The following is a 15,320-nucleotide window of genomic DNA, read 5'->3' on the forward strand; positions in this document are numbered from 1 at the left end:
GTGTCACTACTGAGCGCGCTGACGCTGTTCGATCTGGTCGGGATGACAGGATTCGAACCTGCGACCCTCCGCTCCCAAAGCGGATGCGCTACCAAGCTGCGCCACATCCCGGTCGTGAAGGCACCGCATCCGACCGCGGGACCCATCGCAGAATCCTACGGCCCCCCGATTATGAAATCCAAAGCGAGGTCCGGTACAGTCTCATCTCGCAAGCCGCAGCACCGGTCGACACCGGCGCTGCAGGCGCAACGGGGATGTAGCTCAATGGTAGAGCCCCAGTCTTCCAAACTGGCTACGCGGGTTCGATTCCCGTCATCCCCTCCACGGAGGAAGCCCGCCGGGTGCACACAGCACCGGCGGGCTTCGTCGTTCCGGACCGTCCCGTCCGGCCCAGCCCATCCGCATTCCGACGACCGCACGAACCACCGCGTCGTGATTCCTCGTCGCGTCCCTCCAGCGGACGCGACCGCGAACGGGTGGGGCGTCGTCGGATGACACCGCAGGGGGTGTGGAGGGACCGGCCCCGCCCCACCTCCGGTCGGTCCCTCTCCACCATCGAATGCCGTTCTCCGGTGTGAAATCCGAGTATCGTCGTCTCACCCCCGTAGGTCAGCGGTCGGTCGAGAAGGCGCCGGCGTCAACGACGGCGCCGGCTGTACCGACGGCGCCTCGCTATGCAGGGAAGCAACGATGCCTCGGCGCCACAGACCGACTCCGGACATGCCCCCGACCCCCGCTCCGACCGTCGGCGTCGAGGAGGAGTTCTTCCTCGTCGACCCGACCTCCGAACGGCTGACCGCGAGCAACGACCTCGTCGTGGCCGCAGCCGCCCGGCTCGGACTCGACATGGACTACGAGCTCAAACGCATCCAGGTCGAGGTGAACACACCGGTCTGCCGCAGCTCGGCCGAGTTGCGCGCGCGTGTCGTCGAGGGCCGGACCGTCGCAGCCGCGGCCGCGCGGGAGGCGCACGCGGGTCTGCTCGCGTCGGGTGTGTCGCCCACGCTCCAGAAGCTCGCGTCCGTGACGGATGTGCCGCGTTACCGGACGATGGCCGAGCGGTACGGACGTCTCGCCGAGGAGCAGGAGGTCTGCGGCTGCCACGTCCACGTCGGTGTCGCGGACCGCGAAACCGCCGTCCTGGTGTGCAATCACGTCCGGGTGTGGTTGCCCACCCTGCTGGCCGCGACGGCCAACTCGCCCATCCATCGGGGCCGCGACACCGGGTACGCCAGTTGGCGGGCGATCATGGCCTCCCGGTGGCCGTGCGCGGGTCCTCCCCCGCGGTTCACGTCGGCGGAGCACTACGACGCGATCGTCGCCATGATGATCGAGAGCGGCAACATCCTCGATCCGGGCATGGTCTATTGGGACGTGCGTCCCTCGGCGCATCTGCCCACCGTCGAGATCCGGGTGAGCGACGTGCCGGCGACGGTCGACGAGACTGTTCTCCTGGCGATGCTCGTCCGCGCGCTCGTCGCCACCGCCGAACGAGAGGTCCGGGCGGGCATCACTGCTCCCCCGGTCGCCGACGAGGTCGTCCACGCCGCGTACCTGTGCGCTGCTCGCGAGGGGCCGACCGGACGTGCCGTCGACGTGTTCACCGGGCGGCCCACCACCGCGCAGCAGTCCTTCCGCGCCTTCCTCCGGTACATCGGCCCCCGACTCGAGGAGGCCGGCGACCGCCGGTGCGCGGTGGCGATGTGGGAGGCGATCCTCGCCCGCGGCACCGGGGCGATGCTGCAGCGACGCGCGTTCGCCCGCCGTCACGCCGTCGCCGACGTCGTCGACGCGCTCCACCGGGCGTTCGTCGCCGGACCGCAGACCCCTCCACTGTCCGGCGGAGCCCATCCCGCCCCGGACGTCCCCGCGCTCTGATCCCGCGACCTGCCGTTTGGAGCGCCTTCCCTCGGGTATTCGCGACCACACGAGCCAGGACGAGGGAGCACGTATGCGCGCGATGGTCTATCGCGGCCCCTATCGGGTCCGCGTCGAAGAGAAGGACATTCCCCGGATCGAGCACCCCAACGACGCCATCGTGCGCGTCGAGTTGGCGGCGATCTGCGGTTCCGACCTGCACCTCTACCACGGGATGATGCCCGACACCCGCGTCGGTACGACCTTCGGTCACGAGTTCGTCGGGGTGGTCCACGAGGTCGGGCCGTCGGTGCAGAGCCTGAAACCCGGCAACCGGGTCATGGTCCCGTTCAACGTCTTCTGCGGGTCGTGCTTCTTCTGCGCGCGCGGCCTGTACTCCAACTGCCACAACGTCAACCCCAACGCCACCGCGGTCGGCGGCATCTACGGCTACTCGCACACCTGCGGCGGCTACGACGGCGGCCAGGCCGAGTTCGTGCGGGTGCCGTTCGCCGACGTCGGCCCAACGATCGTGCCCGACTGGATGGACGGCGAGGACGCCCTGATGCTCACCGACGCCCTCGCGACCGGCTACTTCGGTGCACAGCTGGGTGACATCGTCGAGGGCGACACGGTCGTGGTCTTCGGCGCCGGACCGGTGGGCCTGTACGCGGCGAAGTCCGCCTGGTTCATGGGTGCCGGCCGGGTCATCGTGATCGACCACCTCGAGTACCGGCTGGAGAAGGCCCGGACCTTCGCTCACGCCGAGACCTACAACTTCGCGGAGTACGACGACATCATCGTCCACCTGAAGAAGATCACCGGTCATCTCGGAGCGGACGTCGCCATCGATGCGGTCGGGGCGGAGGCCGACGGCAACTTCCTGCAGCACGTCACGGCCGCGAAACTGAAGATGCAAGGTGGCTCGCCGGTCGCGCTGAACTGGGCCATCGACGGTGTCCGCAAGGGCGGCACCGTCTCGGTGGTGGGCGCCTACGGCCCGATCTTCAGTGCCGTGAAGTTCGGCGACGCACTCAACAAGGGGCTGACCTTGCGGATGAACCAGTGCCCCGTCAAACGTCAGTGGCCCCGTCTGTTCGAGCACGTCCGCAACGGCTATCTGAAGCCGAACGACATCGTCACGCACCGTGTCCCGCTCGAACACATCCCCGAGGCCTACCACATGTTCTCGTCGAAGCTCGACAGGTGCATCAAGCCGATCATCGTCGCCGACGGGAGTTGAGGAGGATCCGCCATGGCCTACACCGCAGACAAGCCCGAACCCCCGGAGACCCCCGACCAACTGCGCGCCCGCATCCCCGGATGGGGAGTCGACCTGAATCCTCGCGATCGGCCCTCGGTGCCGAAGGAACGCTTCGCACCTGAGACGACCGGCGCGCACTGGGACTTCCCCGAACGCCAGCCCGGGTACGAGACCCGCGAACGTTCGATCGAGCATGCCTTCGTCACCCCGGTCTTCGGCACCACGGCGCCGCTGAAGGGACTGTCCGGCGTCGTGCGCAGGCACGCCTACCGCCGCTACAGCGAAGGCCGCGCCGCGCACTGGTTGCTCCTGATCGGCGCCGACCGCATCGACGTCGCCGAGAGCCGGGTCCGGGCCCTGATGCAGGGCCGTCCCGACAATCCCGTGACCGAGAGCGGGATCCGGTCGGAGATCACCGCGCACGGCGGGGCGTCGAGGCGGCGGAGTTCGCGTGCCGACGTCAACCACCAGTGGCTCGATCCGTTCGTCTCCGGCGCACCGTGGATCGCCGCAGCGGGTCTGGGCGCAGCGGTGGTGATACGCCGGAAAGGGCGCTCACGGAGGTGAGAACCGGCACGTGGGGAGATCCCGAATCCAGCAACGACGTGTCACCTTTTCGACTCGATAGTGCAAAGCGAGAGTCAAGCAGGGGTGTGCGTCGTTCACGATATGAGACCGTCCCTCTTGTGAAGGACACCTCCGACGACCTCCCCCGGGCCCTCTCTCCCGGCTCCTCCGTCGTCGCCGCGGTCCTTCTCGATGCCACCCCCGACTGGGATCGGGTCGCCGCCGTGCTCGCGCCCGGCAACCACGAGTCGCCCAGTTTCCGGCACCGGGTGGTGGAACTGCCGTTCGGGCTCGATCCGCCGCGCCGCGCCGGGCATCCCGACTCGGATCCGCCGTGGCATCTCGAGCGGGTCGCCCTGCCCGCCCCGGCGACTTTCGAGGAGGTACTCGCCTACGCCCGCACGGCCCCCGACCCCTCGGGTCTCCGGCACCCGCGGTGGGAACTGACCTTGCTCGACGGCCTCGGCGGTGGCCAGTCGGCGCTGGTGATCCGGCTCCGGCATCTCGGCTCGGCACCCTCACCCGGTCAGTCCGAGTCCATGTTGTCGTGGGCGAGATCGGTGTCCGAACAGGGCGTCGAGTCGTTCCGCACCGCGGCGCACATGTTCACCTCGCTGGGCACCGGATTGATCAACGCCCTGCTCGGACGCACCGGCGACCACGAGGAGCCCGCACCCCGCGCGCCGCGACTGCACGTACTCGACGCGGATCTCGCCGCCCTGCGTCACGCCTGCGAACGCGCGGGCTGCCGCGTGTCGAGCGGGTTCTCCACTGCGATGCTCCTCGCGTGCAGCGAGTACCGGCGGAGGCACGGCCGCTCGATCGACGATCTGCGTGTCGTCGTCCCCGGGCCGGACGGCGGGGCGGTGCCTATGCCTATGGCACCCGAGGACGAGGCGGACATCCACGCGATGGACACGGTCGATCTCATGCGACGCATCGACATCTCGTTCCCGTCCTCCGCCGGAGCACACTCCGACATCGCCGTCGGTCCGCGGGACGTGGTGGTGTCCACGCTCCCCGGTTCCCACGCGCCGCTCTACGTCGGCGGCGCGAAGATCGAGCGGTACTACGGCTTCGGTGCGGCCGACGGCGCGATGATGACCGCGTCGGCGATGTCCTATCGCGACACCTGCTGCATGGGCCTGGCGGTGGACCCCACGGTCGTCCCCAACCGCGATTCGTTCGATTCGTGCCTGCAGGAAGGGATGCGCGCGGTCCTCGGGGAGTGACTCCCCGCGTCGGTACGCTGGAGGACAGGACCCTCCCCCACCGGAAGGATCGGCCCGTGGAACTTCTGCTCATCCTCGCCGCCGTCGGTGCCGTGGTGTACTTCGTCTCCCGCTCCCAGAAGAGCACCACCCGTCACCGCACCGTCACCCTCGACGACGCCAAGGCCGACGCACGGCAGGCGATCGAGCGTCTCGGCGGCCAGATCTACAACCTGACCGGCACCGACGACGCCTCGCGTCAGGCGCTGGCGGACGCCTCCGAGCGCTTCACCGCCGCCGGCTCCCAGATCGAGCAGGCGAACTCGCCGATGCAGGCGCGTCTCGCGAAACAGACCGCGCTCGAAGGTCTGTACTACATCCGAGCTGCGCGCCTGGCGATGGGCATGGACCCGGGGCCGGAGATCCCAACGCTCGACGGACAGAAGTCCGCCGGCGAGGTCACCGAGAAGCGCACCGTCGACTTCGAGGGCCGCACCATCGCCGCGTCGCCGTCACCGTCCTCCGCGACGCCGAACTACTACCCCGGCGGCCGCGTCGCGGGCCGGCCTGTCCCTGCGGGCTGGTATTCGGAGCCGTGGTGGAAGCCCGCCCTGGTCGCGGGCGCGTGGGGCGTCGGCTCGATGCTGCTCTTCTCGACGATGTTCGCCGGGATGGCCGGTGTCCCCTACGACGCGCAGGCATTCGAATCCGGTGTCGGTGATCCGTCGGCGGAGACAGGTGCCGGCGACGACTTCGGCGGTGGTGACGAGTACGGCGGGGGCGACGAGTACGGAGGCGGTGACGACTTCGGTGGCGGCGACTTCGGTGGCGGAGACAGCGGCGGATTCGATTTCGGGGGCTTCGATTTCTGAGTCGGATCTGCTGAGTCGGGTCAGCTGAGTCGGGTCAGCTCGGCTGACAGACCGGGCACCAGAACAGGTTCCGCGCCTGCATGACCGAGTGCAGAACGGGAGTCCCGCAGATCCGGCAGGGTTCGCCGGCACGGCGGTAGACGTACGTCCGGGGCCTGTTCTTGGCGTAGGCCGGTGCGCCGTGGTCGTGTTCGGGTCGCACGACGTGCATGCGCCCGTGCTCCACACCGACGTTCATCAGTTCGACGAGGTCGGCCCAGATCGCGTCGAACTCTCTGCGGGACAGCTTGTTTCCCGGACGTTCCGGATGGATGCCGTGACGGAAGAGCACTTCTGCGCGGTAGACGTTGCCGACGCCGGCGATGACGGCCTGGTTCATGAGCAACGCGCCGATCGCGGTGCGTGATCTGCCGATACGGCGCCATGCCCGCTCGGGATCGGCGTCGGGTCGCAGCGGGTCTGGACCGAGCCGGGCCTCGATCGCCTCGACCTCGCCGGGGGTGAGCACCTCGCACGCCGCCGGACCACGCAGGTCGCTGCCGTGGCGCGCGCCGATCATCCGCATCCGCACCTGTCCGACCGGTTCGCCGAGCGGCAACTCGCGGTCGGTGAACTCACCGTAGATACCGAGGTGCACGTGGACGGCGAGACCGCCCTCGTAGTGGTGGAAGAGATGCTTGCCCCACGCGTCCGCGTGGGTCAGGACGCGCCCGTCCACGGCGGCGGCACCGTCGGCGAACCGCCCCTGCGGACTGGACACCCGCACCGGCGCACCCGAGTACCACTCGTGGTGCAGCCGGGCAAGCCGGTGCAGGATGTGTCCTTCGGGCACGGATCAGGCAGGTGCGCCGGGAACTGCCGGAGCCTCGCCGGTTCTCTCGTACTCGGCGAGGATGTCGATACGGCGCTGGTGACGCTCCTCGTTCGACCACTCGGTCGACAGGAAGGCGTCGACGATCGCGAGGGTCTCCTCGAGGCTGTGCATGCGGCCACCGATGCCGATGAGCTGCGCGTTGTTGTGCTCGCGCGCAAGCTTGGCGGTGTCGACGCTCCAGGCGAGGGCGCAGCGCGCACCTCGCACCTTGTTGGCGGCGATCTGCTCGCCGTTACCGCTGCCACCGAGCACGATACCGAGGCTGCCCTCGTCGGCGACGGTGCGCCGAGCAGCCTCGATGCAGAACGCCGGGTAGTCGTCGAGGGCGTCGTACTCGAACGCACCGCAGTCGATCGGCTCATGGCCGTTCTTCTTCAGGTGCTCGATGATCTCATTCTTCCGTTCGAAGCCCGCGTGGTCGGCTCCCAGGTAAACGCGCATGGGCCGAGTCTAACGAGACTCGTCCGCTCGCCCGCACGCGCCGTTCGCCGTGCGAGGGGCGGGTCGGAGCACACCCCGCCGGGGGCGGGTCAGAGGGCACCACGCCGGGGGCGGGTCGGAGGGCACCGTAGCGCGGCGGGTGGGTGCCGCTGGCAGTCCGGAGGCCGCGAGCCGTGATGCATCACGGTAGTCCGCGCCCGACCCGAAGCCGAGAATCGAATTCGGAGTGAGCACAAGTCTGTACGGCGGAGCGTTGCGACCTTCGGTCCCGAGCGTGGCGAACCCCGCCCCGGCAGGTCAGCGGCGCATCGCCCAGACCTTCGGGCCGCCGTCCGGCAGCTCCACGACACCGGTAACGACGAATCCGAGACGTTCGTAGAGCGCGACGTTCGCCTCCGAGGAGGTCTCCAGACAGGCCGCGACCCCCTGCCGCTCGGCCGCGCGAAGTCCTGGTTCGAGGACGGCCCGTCCCAGGCCGCGCCCCTGCGAGGCGGGATCGACGCCCACCGTGGCCAGGAACCACCCTGGCTCGCTCGGTTGCAGTTCCGCGGTGGCCTGCTCGGCCAGTTCGGCGGCGCGGGCACGATCACCCCGCAGCTCCGTCACCCGATCGGAGACGGACGTGAACGCCTCCTCGAGTCCGGTGGAGCCGGGCGTCGTCCAGACGGCCACGGCGTCGACGTCGTCGGAGACCCATACCTCGCCGCAGCGCATGCCGATCTCGGCGAGGAAGAGCCCTTGGAGGTCGCGGACCCGGGTCTCGTGGTCCCGGCCGTCGACGGTGTAGCGGGTGAACGGATAGTCGCGGAACGCTCGTCCGAGCGTTGCCGTCGCCTTCTCGACATCGTGTACCGTCGCCGGCCGGACCACATGATCGTTCGACACGCCGTTGCACTCTACCGAGCGCCACGGCGGTGCCCGGTCAGGAGAAGTCGGGCTCCTCGTCGCGGCTGCGCTTGAGCTCGAAGAAGTGCGGGTAGGACGCGAGGGCAACCACACCGTCCCATACCTTGCCGGCCTCTTCCCCGCGCGGGATCTTCGACAGGACGGGCCCGAAGAAGGCGATGCCGTTGACATGGATCGTCGGGGTACCGACGTCCTGGCCCACCTTGTCCATGCCGGCGTGATGGCTCGTGCGCAGAGCCTCGTCGTAGGCGGCGCTGTCGGCGGCCTCGGCCAGCGAGGCGTCGAGGTCGAGTTCGGCGAGCGACGCGGCGATCACGTCCGCGAAGTCCTTGTTGCCCTCGTTGTGGATGCGGGTGCCCATCGCCGTGTACAGCGGGGAGAGGATGTCGTCGCCGTACTTCTGCGCCGCAGCGATCGCGACGCGCACCGGGCCCCAGGCTTTCGTCATCAGCTCGGCGTACTCCTCCGGCAGGTCGCGCCCCTCGTTCAGCACGGCCAGGCTCATGACGTGGAAACGCGCCTCGATGTCGCGCACCTTCGTGACCTCGAGGATCCAGCGCGAGGTGATCCAGCACCACGGGCACAACGGATCGAACCAGAAGTCGGCGATGTCCTTGCCGGTCGAGGACGCGGCGGTCAGGTCGCTCAAGAGATCTCCTCACAAGAGTTCGTACGGGCCGGACAACTACAAGCATGTTCAACACGGCCCCGTCGACGATTCTTCCTGAACCGGGCCGTAGTGCGGGCGGTAGCCGTAACGTCGGAGCCGGGAAGCAGGTCCGGCACGCATCACAGCGGAGGCACCACGATGTCGGGTGAGGAAACGTTTCTGATCGTCGGCGCGGGTCTGGCCGGCGCCAAGCTGGCAGAGGAACTGCGCGCCCGCGACTTTCCCGGGCGCATCCTGCTCATCGGCGCGGAGGAGCACCTGCCCTACGAGCGACCGCCGTTGTCGAAGGACTACTTCGCCGGACGCAAGCAACTCGCCGACTTCACGGTGCACGACGGCGACTGGTACCGCGACCACCGCGTCGAACTGCTGCTCGGCACGAAGGTCACCGCGATCGATCCGGCCGCCCACACGGTGACGCTGCCCGACGGGTCGACGCTCCACTACGACAAGCTCGCGCTCGCCACGGGCTCGACGCCCCGCACGGTCCCGATTCCCGGAGCCGACGCCGAACGCGTGTACGTCATGCGCACCATCGAGGACTCCGATGCGCTGCTCACCGCGATCCAGGGCGAGACCGACCACGCGGGATGGCTGGCCGTCATCGGCGCGGGATGGATCGGCATGGAGATCGCCGCGAACGCCCGCGACCGGGGCGCGGGCGTGGTGGTCGCGGAGACCGCGAAGCAACCCCTGTCCGGTGCCCTCGGCGAGGAGATGGGTGCGGTGTTCGCCGACCTGCACCGCGCGCACGGTGTCGATCTGCGGACGAACACCTCGGTGCGCGAGATCGTCGCCTACGACGGTCGCGCGAGCGGCATCCGGTTCGGCGACGACAGTGTGGTGCCCGCCGACGCCGTGCTCGTCGCGGTCGGGGCGCGCCCGAACATCGAGCTGGCCCGCGACGCCGGACTCGCGGTGGACGACGGCGTGCTCGTCGACGCATCGCTGCGGACGAGCGACCCGGACATCGTCGCCGTCGGCGACATCGCGTCGGCGGAGCATCCGCTGCTCGGCACCCGTGTGCGCGTCGAACACTGGGCGAACGCCCTGAACCAGCCGGCCGTCGCGGCCGCGACGATGCTCGGACGTGAGGCGACCTACGACCGGCTCCCCTATTTCTTCACCGACCAGTACGACCTTGGCATGGAGTATGTCGGGCTCGCGCCCCGCGACGCGCGGGTGGTCACCCGCGGCGACGTGCCGGGACGGCAGTTCCTCGCGTTCTGGCTCGACGACGAGCAGCGGGTCCGGGCGGGGATGAACGTCAACATCTGGGATGCCGGGGACGACCTCCGCGCACTCATCGCCTCCGGGCGGCCCGTCGACGTCGGTCGGCTGACGGACACCACGGTGCCGTTGTCCGACGTCGCTCCGTGAGGGTTCGCCGATCATGATGGGATGGACGCCGACCGACATTCCGTCGTGAGAAGGAGTTCTCCCGTGGCACCACCGAATCTGACCCGCGAGCAGGCCGCCGAACGGGCCGCGATCCTGTCCGTCGACAACTACAGCATCGAACTGGATCTCACCGACGGTGCCGGCGCGCCGGGCACCACGACCTTCCGATCGGTGACCACCGTGCGATTCGACGCGACCGAGGGAGCCTCGACGTTCATCGACCTCATCGCGAAGACCGTGCATTCGGCGACCCTCAACGGCGACCCCGTCGACGTGTCCGGATACTCCGAGGAGACCGGCATCACCCTTACCGGGCTCGCCGCTCACAACGAACTCGTCGTCGACGCCGACTGCCTGTACACGAACACCGGCGAGGGCCTGCACCGGTTCGTCGACCCCACCGACGACGCGGTGTACCTGTACTCGCAGTTCGAAACGGCCGACGCCAAGCGGATGTTCGCGTGCTTCGACCAGCCCGATCTCAAGGCCACCTTCGACCTGCAGGTCACCGCACCGCAGGACTGGGCCGTGATCTCCAACGCCGACACCGTACAGACGGCGGCCGCGCAGCCGGGTCTGCACATCTTCCGCACCACCCCGCGGATGAGCACCTATCTCGTCGCGCTCATCGCCGGTCCGTATGCCGTGTGGTCCGACGAGTACACCGACGAGCACGGCACCATCCCGCTGCGCATCTTCTGCCGAGCGTCGCTCGCGGAGTACATGGACGCCGACCGGCTGTTCACCGAGACCAAACAGGGCTTCGGCTTCTACCACGCCAACTTCGGGATCCCCTACGCCTTCGGCAAGTACGACCAGCTGTTCGTGCCCGAGTTCAACGCCGGGGCGATGGAGAACGCCGGAGCGGTGACCTTCCTGGAGGACTACGTCTTCCGGTCCAAGGTCACCCGCTACTCCTACGAGCGCCGCGCCGAGACCGTCCTGCACGAGATGGCGCACATGTGGTTCGGCGACCTCGTCACCATGCGCTGGTGGGACGACCTGTGGCTCAACGAGTCGTTCGCGACGTTCGCGTCGGTGCTGTGCCAGGCCTCGGCCACCGAGTACACCAACGCGTGGACGACCTTCGCGAACGTCGAGAAGTCGTGGGCCTACCGGCAGGACCAGCTGCCGTCGACGCACCCGATCGCCGCCGACATCCCCGACCTCGCCGCGGTCGAGGTCAACTTCGACGGCATCACCTACGCCAAGGGCGCGTCGGTGCTCAAGCAGCTCGTCGCCTATGTGGGGCAGGAGCCCTTCCTCGCCGGTCTGCGCGAGTACTTCCGCGACCACGCCTACGGCAACGCCACCTTCGACGACCTGCTCGCCGCGCTGGAGAAGGCCTCCGGCCGCGACCTGTCGGACTGGGGTGCCCAGTGGCTCAAGACCACCGGCCTGAACATCCTGCGACCGGACTTCGAGGTCGACGACCAGGGACGCTTCACGCGTTTCGCGGTGGTGCAGGAAGGTGCCCAGCCCGGCGCCGGTGAGTTCCGCGTGCACCGCCTCGCGATCGGTGTGTACGACGACGACGGCTCCGGCAAGCTCGTCCGCACGCACCGCGTGGAGATCGACGTCGACGCCGCCGAGCGCACCGAGGTCCCCGACTTGGTGGGCGTGCCGCGCGGCGCGTTCGTCCTCGTCAACGACGACGACCTGACGTACTGCTCGGTGCGGCTCGACGAGGAGTCGCTCGCGACCGTCATCGACCGGGTCGGCGACATCGCCGAGTCGCTGCCGCGCACCCTGGTGTGGTCGGCGGCGTGGGAGATGACCCGTCAGGCCGAGATGAAGGCGCGCGATTTCGTCGCCCTCGTGCAGCGCGGTATCGCCGCCGAGACCGAGGTCGGTGTCGTCCAGCGTCTGCTCATGCAGGCGCACACCGCGCTGGAGAGCTACGCCGACCCGTTCTGGGCCGCGGAGCAGGGCCGGGCGAACTTCGCCAACCGTCTGCTCGAGCTCGCCCGCGAGTCCGTCGCCGGCTCCGACCATCAGCTCGCGTTCGTCAACGCGCTGACCACCGCGTACCTGTCTCCCTGGCACACCGAGGTGCTCGAGGAGCTGCTGGGCGCCGATCCGGCGACGGTCGGCCTGCCCGGGCTGACGGTCGACACCGATCTGCGCTGGCGGATCGTCCAGGCGCTCGCCGCGGCGGGTGAGGTCGACGCCGAGGGCGTGGAGTCGCCGTTCATCGACGCGGAGGCCGAACGCGACCCGACGGCCGCGGGTGCCCGCCAGGCGGCGGCCGCCCGCGCGGCCCGTCCGCAGGAGGCCGTCAAGGAGCAGGTGTGGCAGACCGTCGTGCACGACGACAGCGTCCCGAACATCACGGCGCGCGCCGTGATCGGCGGTTTCGCCCCGGCCGGTCAGGGCGAATTGCTCGAGCCGTACGTCGCGCGGTACTTCGCGGAGGTGCCGGGAGTGTGGGAGCGTCGTTCGAGCGAGGTCGCGCAGACCGTCGTGATCGGGCTCTACCCGTCGTGGTCGATCAGTGAGCAGTCGGTGGCTGCGGCAGACGAGTTCCTCGCCGGCGACCATCCGCCGGCGCTGCGCCGGCTCGTCGTCGAGGGTCGTGCCGGGGTCGTGCGCTCGTTGAAGGCACGCGCGTTCGACGCGTCCTGACGCGCCGACCTCACCGAACGACCGTGGGCGGTGCCCACATGAGACGCCCACATGAGACGACTGTGGCCCGCCGCCTCTCCTTCGCGGAGTGGCAGCGGGCCACAGATGGTCGTGGGCTCCGGACTAGGGAGCGACCATGGCGTTCGCGATGACGCGGACCGCACTGGTGATGCCGTCGAGCAGATTCCCCTGGCCGAATGACGACACGGCCGCGGTCACGCCGAGCTGCAGCACCCGGTCGGTGGCGCGGTCGGCGGCGGTGCGACCCGAGCGGATCTCGATGCTCCGCTGGTTCGGGAAGACGGCGACGAGGACCGAGTTGTCGGCGTCCGGCGTCGTCGGCAGCAGGGCGTCGGTCGCCGCGGCCGGATTCTCGTCGTCACCGATGTAGACGGTGAACCGCACATTGGTGATCCGCGTCGCGTGCGTGAGCGTGTCGTCGAGGGTGATGAGGTCGCGGTCCTTGAAGGGCGCACCCGTGAAGGCCTGACCGAGACCGCGCACGGCGGAGATGCGTCCGCTCGCGGTGAGTGCCGCACCGTGCGGCAGGTTCTCCGGCGCGACGACCGGACGCTGGATCACGTCACCACTTGCCACTTGCGGTACCTCCGATCAGCTCCGCCGAGGTCAGAGCGGCATGACCGTGACCATGATGCGGGTATTTCCAGGGATGGGTCGATTCGTCGGTCGCGGTCCACAGGAGCGGTCCGTGCTCCCATTTCCGGTCGAGCGTGTACGGGTCGTCCGACGGCGTGGAGCCCGGGTACTTGCTCAGGACGAAGGACAGCCCACCGAAGACCAAGACGATCAGCAGCGGGATGCCGACGAAGATCAGGGTTGTCTCGAGAATGCTCACAGCCAAACGTTAGCCCAGCCGGGCCCGAAAGGCCTCATATGCCCCGGAGAACGGCCCGATCAGGCCGCGCCCTCCCCCAGATAGGGCAGCCAGGTGGGGTGCAACTCGGGCAGGGTGGCGAGCAGGCGCCAGTGCCGGCCCTTGGGCGGATTCGGCACCACACGCAGGGTCCATCCGAGTTCGGTGAGCAGCTTGTCGGCCTTGCGGTGGTTGCACGGCGCGCAGCATGCGACGCAGTTCTCCCAGGTGTGCTCGCCGCCTCGGCTGCGCGGCACGACGTGGTCGATCGTCTCGGCCTTGCCCCCGCAGTAGGCGCACCGGTTCAGGTCGCGGTGCATGAGCGCGGCCCGGGTGAGCGGCACCCGCGCGTGATACGGAACGCGCACATAGTTGCGCAGACGGATCACCGATGGCAGCTGCACGGACCATTCTGCCGACCGCACCAGCGGGGCGAGCGGATCGTCGTGCACGGTATCGGCCTTGCCCCCGGCCATCAGGACCACGGCCCTGCGAGCGGGCAGGGCCGTGAGTGGCTCGTAGGTGGCGTTGAGCAGCAACACTCGACGTTTCAACCAGTCGGGTACCGTCGCGGTGCTGTCGTGCACCACGCGCAGTGTGGTAGCCCCCGGCACCCCTGCAGGGGCGTCCGCGGGCGGGAGTTGTCGATGCGAGCTGCTGCTGTGCTTCATACGACCTCCGAAAAGACTGGGAACAGTGGACCACGGATGCTCCCGAATCGCACCCCAAATCAGCGGACCGGTCCAGGTCGGGCCGGTGAACATCCGGTGACGGTCCCGCCCGGCACGGCTCGTCGGGCGGTGTGCGGTCGGGAGCGGGCACAATGGACGGTCGAGAGGGACGGTGAACGAATACAGATGAGTGACGAGCAGACCTTCTACGAGGCGGTCGGTGGCGCCGATACGTTCCGCCGGCTCACTGCACGGTTCTACGAGGAGATCGCACGGGACGAGATCGTCCGGCCCCTGTATCCCGAGGAGGATCTCGGTCCGGCCGAACGACGCATGCGGATGTTCCTCGAGCAGTACTGGGGCGGCCCGCGCACCTACTCCGAGGAGCGGGGCCACCCGCGGCTGCGCATGCGTCATCATCCCTTCCGGATCGGGCCGCTCGAGCGCGACGCCTGGTTGCGCTGCATGCACACCGCGATCGCGTCGATCGACGAGAAGACGCTCGACGACGAGCACCGCCGGCAGCTCGTCGACTACATGAACATGGCGGCCGACTCGATGATGAATTCCCCCATCTGACCGAGGTCGGCGCAGCTCAGCGGCCCAGAATCCGGCGCAGGCGGTCCTCCACCTTCTGGGTGAACCGCGCCGCCGGCGACAGGTGACGACGCAGGACGGCGTGCTTGCGCACGTATTCGGGGACCTCCCACAGAGCGGTGGTCCCGGCTCGGAAGAGCGCCGCGTCCCCGGCACGCAAGGTGCGCGGCTCGGAGTCTGCGGACGAGACGATGACCGAGCCCTCCACGATGTGAACAATCTCGTCGACGCCGAAATGCCAGTCGAAGCGACCGGCCGTGCAGTCCCACACGTGTGTGGTGGTGGTGCGGTCGGCGCTGGTCGCCCACTGACCGCTGCGCGCCACGGGCGCGCCCTCGCGGATCCACGCAGGGTCGATCGGGTCGTCGCGCAGCTCCACGTCGTCCAACCGGACCGCGACGATCGATGTCGTATTCATGCCGTTCGTCCTATCATGCGGGCAGGCCCGGACGGAACGGCCGCGGCCACGTTCGCCCTGCCTTTCGCCCTG

The 15,320-nt window shown here is 69.0% G+C and carries 16 protein-coding genes and 2 tRNA genes; 9 read left to right on the forward strand and 9 right to left on the reverse strand.

Going from position 1 to position 15,320, the window contains the following annotated elements:
• Window positions 1–34 precede the first annotated feature (34 nt).
• Window positions 35–111: transfer RNA gene (locus tag NVV99_RS03935), tRNA-Pro, on the reverse strand.
• Window positions 112–250: 139 nt separating this feature from the next.
• On the opposite strand from NVV99_RS03935, the gene NVV99_RS03940 reads away from it, so the two are divergent.
• The 6 genes from NVV99_RS03940 to NVV99_RS03965 all read left to right on the forward strand — a co-directional run bounded on the left by NVV99_RS03940 (window position 251) and on the right by NVV99_RS03965 (window position 5,771).
• Window positions 251–324: transfer RNA gene (locus NVV99_RS03940), tRNA-Gly, on the forward strand.
• A gap of 396 nt (window positions 325–720) precedes the next feature.
• The gene (locus NVV99_RS03945) at window positions 721–1,878 is read left to right on the forward strand and encodes a glutamate--cysteine ligase (protein ID WP_064852996.1); all 1,158 of its coding nucleotides are present in this window, start codon (window positions 721–723) and stop codon (window positions 1,876–1,878) included.
• Between the two features lie 73 nt (window positions 1,879–1,951).
• The gene (locus NVV99_RS03950; protein WP_260782755.1) at window positions 1,952–3,100 is read left to right on the forward strand and encodes a zinc-dependent alcohol dehydrogenase; all 1,149 of its coding nucleotides are present in this window, start codon (window positions 1,952–1,954) and stop codon (window positions 3,098–3,100) included.
• Window positions 3,101–3,112: 12 nt separating this feature from the next.
• Window positions 3,113–3,688, forward strand: a complete 576-nt coding sequence (locus NVV99_RS03955; RefSeq protein WP_260782756.1) for a hypothetical protein — start codon at window positions 3,113–3,115, stop codon at window positions 3,686–3,688.
• A gap of 119 nt (window positions 3,689–3,807) precedes the next feature.
• Entirely contained in the window at window positions 3,808–4,920 is a 1,113-nt protein-coding gene (locus tag NVV99_RS03960) for a wax ester/triacylglycerol synthase domain-containing protein (protein WP_260782757.1), read from the forward strand.
• A gap of 56 nt (window positions 4,921–4,976) precedes the next feature.
• A complete protein-coding gene (locus NVV99_RS03965) occupies window positions 4,977–5,771 on the forward strand; it encodes a DUF1542 domain-containing protein (protein ID WP_254584125.1) in 795 nt (264 codons plus the stop codon).
• 34 nt (window positions 5,772–5,805) lie between these two features.
• Here NVV99_RS03965 and NVV99_RS03970 read toward each other — a convergent pair whose 3' ends face one another.
• The 4 genes from NVV99_RS03970 to NVV99_RS03985 all read right to left on the reverse strand — a co-directional run bounded on the left by NVV99_RS03970 (window position 5,806) and on the right by NVV99_RS03985 (window position 8,632).
• The gene (locus tag NVV99_RS03970; protein WP_024100566.1) at window positions 5,806–6,603 is read right to left on the reverse strand and encodes an Fpg/Nei family DNA glycosylase; all 798 of its coding nucleotides are present in this window, start codon (window positions 6,601–6,603) and stop codon (window positions 5,806–5,808) included.
• Window positions 6,604–6,606: 3 nt separating this feature from the next.
• Window positions 6,607–7,086: a ribose-5-phosphate isomerase gene (locus NVV99_RS03975; RefSeq protein ID WP_260782758.1), complete on the reverse strand. Its 480-nt coding sequence runs from the start codon at window positions 7,084–7,086 to the stop codon at window positions 6,607–6,609.
• Between the two features lie 297 nt (window positions 7,087–7,383).
• Window positions 7,384–7,971, reverse strand: coding sequence for a GNAT family N-acetyltransferase (locus tag NVV99_RS03980; RefSeq protein ID WP_024100565.1), 588 nt, complete (start codon window positions 7,969–7,971; stop codon window positions 7,384–7,386).
• A 37-nt stretch (window positions 7,972–8,008) separates the two neighbouring features.
• Window positions 8,009–8,632 (reverse strand): DsbA family protein, encoded by a 624-nt coding sequence (locus NVV99_RS03985; protein ID WP_258913888.1) that lies wholly within the window; start codon window positions 8,630–8,632, stop codon window positions 8,009–8,011.
• A 168-nt stretch (window positions 8,633–8,800) separates the two neighbouring features.
• Between NVV99_RS03985 and NVV99_RS03990 the strand changes: the two genes are divergently transcribed.
• Together NVV99_RS03990 and pepN are read left to right on the forward strand one after the other, a co-directional pair.
• Window positions 8,801–10,042, forward strand: coding sequence for an NAD(P)/FAD-dependent oxidoreductase (locus NVV99_RS03990; protein ID WP_024100563.1), 1,242 nt, complete (start codon window positions 8,801–8,803; stop codon window positions 10,040–10,042).
• Window positions 10,043–10,105: 63 nt separating this feature from the next.
• Window positions 10,106–12,688, forward strand: a complete 2,583-nt coding sequence (gene pepN, locus NVV99_RS03995) for an aminopeptidase N (RefSeq protein ID WP_024100562.1) — start codon at window positions 10,106–10,108, stop codon at window positions 12,686–12,688.
• A gap of 123 nt (window positions 12,689–12,811) precedes the next feature.
• Here the strand turns inward: pepN and NVV99_RS04000 are convergent, their stop codons facing one another.
• From NVV99_RS04000 to NVV99_RS04010, 3 genes are read right to left on the reverse strand one after another with little or no spacing between them, the layout of a single operon-like run.
• Window positions 12,812–13,285 carry a DUF5130 domain-containing protein gene (locus NVV99_RS04000; protein WP_006551128.1) on the reverse strand — a complete coding sequence of 158 codons (474 nt, stop codon included), beginning with the start codon at window positions 13,283–13,285 and terminating at the stop codon, window positions 12,812–12,814.
• Window positions 13,272–13,544, reverse strand: a complete 273-nt coding sequence (locus NVV99_RS04005; protein ID WP_006551127.1) for a membrane protein — start codon at window positions 13,542–13,544, stop codon at window positions 13,272–13,274. The genes NVV99_RS04000 and NVV99_RS04005 overlap by 14 nt, the downstream gene beginning before the upstream one ends.
• Before the next feature lie 59 nt (window positions 13,545–13,603).
• Complete coding sequence (locus NVV99_RS04010) at window positions 13,604–14,233, reverse strand: HNH endonuclease (RefSeq protein WP_024100561.1); 630 nt, start codon at window positions 14,231–14,233, stop codon at window positions 13,604–13,606.
• Window positions 14,234–14,419: 186 nt separating this feature from the next.
• Here NVV99_RS04010 and NVV99_RS04015 point away from each other — a divergent pair, with 186 nt between their 5' ends.
• Complete coding sequence (locus tag NVV99_RS04015) at window positions 14,420–14,812, forward strand: globin (protein WP_024100560.1); 393 nt, start codon at window positions 14,420–14,422, stop codon at window positions 14,810–14,812.
• 16 nt (window positions 14,813–14,828) lie between these two features.
• Here NVV99_RS04015 and NVV99_RS04020 read toward each other — a convergent pair whose 3' ends face one another.
• The gene (locus NVV99_RS04020) at window positions 14,829–15,248 is read right to left on the reverse strand and encodes a cupin domain-containing protein (protein ID WP_006551124.1); all 420 of its coding nucleotides are present in this window, start codon (window positions 15,246–15,248) and stop codon (window positions 14,829–14,831) included.
• Window positions 15,249–15,320 lie beyond the last annotated feature (72 nt).

The organism is Rhodococcus sp. PAE-6 (assembly GCF_025290685.1).
Lineage (GTDB): Bacteria > Actinomycetota > Actinomycetes > Mycobacteriales > Mycobacteriaceae > Rhodococcus > Rhodococcus pyridinivorans.

Excerpts from the sequence above, each read along its gene's own strand:
- NVV99_RS04020 (WP_006551124.1), bottom strand. The coding sequence starts at position 15,248 with ATGAATACGACATCGATCGTCGCGGTCCGGTTGGACGACGTGGAGCTG.
- NVV99_RS03990 (WP_024100563.1), top strand. The coding sequence starts at position 8,801 with ATGTCGGGTGAGGAAACGTTTCTGATCGTCGGCGCGGGTCTGGCCGGC.
- NVV99_RS03945 (WP_064852996.1), top strand. The coding sequence starts at position 721 with ATGCCCCCGACCCCCGCTCCGACCGTCGGCGTCGAGGAGGAGTTCTTC.
- NVV99_RS04010 (WP_024100561.1), bottom strand. The coding sequence starts at position 14,233 with ATGAAGCACAGCAGCAGCTCGCATCGACAACTCCCGCCCGCGGACGCC.
- NVV99_RS03950 (WP_260782755.1), top strand. The coding sequence starts at position 1,952 with ATGCGCGCGATGGTCTATCGCGGCCCCTATCGGGTCCGCGTCGAAGAG.
- NVV99_RS03955 (WP_260782756.1), top strand. The coding sequence starts at position 3,113 with ATGGCCTACACCGCAGACAAGCCCGAACCCCCGGAGACCCCCGACCAA.
- NVV99_RS03975 (WP_260782758.1), bottom strand. The coding sequence starts at position 7,086 with ATGCGCGTTTACCTGGGAGCCGACCACGCGGGCTTCGAACGGAAGAAT.
- NVV99_RS04015 (WP_024100560.1), top strand. The coding sequence starts at position 14,420 with ATGAGTGACGAGCAGACCTTCTACGAGGCGGTCGGTGGCGCCGATACG.